The organism is Allobosea sp. 01N443 (assembly GCF_056399325.1).
Map to the genome: position 1 here is coordinate 1 of NZ_JBFTRC010000389.1, position 1,212 is coordinate 1,212.

Annotated in this window: 1 protein-coding gene; it reads left to right on the forward strand. The window is 67.8% G+C overall.

The genetic code is table 11. The features are described 5' to 3' along the window. Window positions 1-1,212, forward strand: a 1,212-nt coding sequence (locus tag AC1DRP_RS36600) for a calcium-binding protein (RefSeq protein ID WP_476771141.1), incomplete at both ends; no start/stop codon positions are given.

Consider the following 1,212-nt stretch of genomic DNA (forward strand, 5'->3'; position numbering starts at 1 on the left):
GCGATCAACTCGAATATCAGCGTGGCCATCCAGGCCGACGGCACCGGCATCGTGAAGGGGATCGACCGGGTCGATCTCTGGGTCGGTGGCCTTGCCGAGACGCATATCAATGGCGGCATGGTCGGGCAGACCTTCTGGGTCGTGCTGCAGGAGCAGTTCGATCGCCTGCAGGAGGCCGACCGGTTCTACTATCTCGACCGGGTCGAGAATTTCGACTTCTACGAAAATTTCATCGAGGGCCAGGAGTTCTCGGACATCATCGCCCGCAATACCAGCCTGGCCAATCTGCCGGAGAACATCTTCGAGACCGTCGTCGTCGATGATGGCGGCATCGGCACCGGTAACGGGAGCGGCGGCGTCTCGGGCAACGAGACCGAGAACGGCGGTGGCGGCGGCACCGGCAACGAGACCGAGAATGGCGGCGGCGGCGGCACCGGCAACGAGACGGAGAATGGCGGCGGCGGCGGCACCGGCAACGAGACGGAGAACGGCGGCGGCAGCAGCTCCGGCAACGAATCCGAGAATGGCGGCGGCTCTGGCTCAGGTAACGAGACGGAGAATGGCGGCGGCTCCGGCTCCGGCAGCGAGACGGAGAATGGCGGCGGCAGCGGTTCCGGCAACGAGACCGAGAACGGCGGTGGCGGCGGCGGCAATGGGACCGGGAACGGCGACGGCGGGAGTTGCGGCACCGGCACCGAGACCGGCAATGGCGGCGGAACCGGCGAGACAACGCAGCCGGACGCCGGACTGGTTCTGGTCGGTATGCCCGAGGCGGACGTGTTGCTCGGGGCGTCTGGGGCGGACAACCTGATCGGCCAGGGCGGCGACGATGTCCTGATCGGAGCGGGCGGCAACGACACGATCTCGGCGGGCGACGGCAACGACTTCGTTGATGCCGGGGAGGGCCGCGACGTGGTCTTCGGCGGAGCCGGCGACGACGTGCTGCTTGGCGGGGCCGGCAACGACCTGATCGATGGCGAGGCCGGCAACGACCGGATCTTCGGTGGCACGGGCGACGACCGGATCACGGCCGGGGCCGGCGACGACACCGTGGTGGCGGGTGCGGGCAATGACGTGTTCGTGGCTGCGATCGGTGACGGCAACGACGTCTATTTCGGCGATGACAGCGACGGCGGCACGGGCATCGACACGCTCGACATGTCGGCGATCATGGCGAACCTGACGGTCGATCTCGGCAACGGCCTGCTCGGA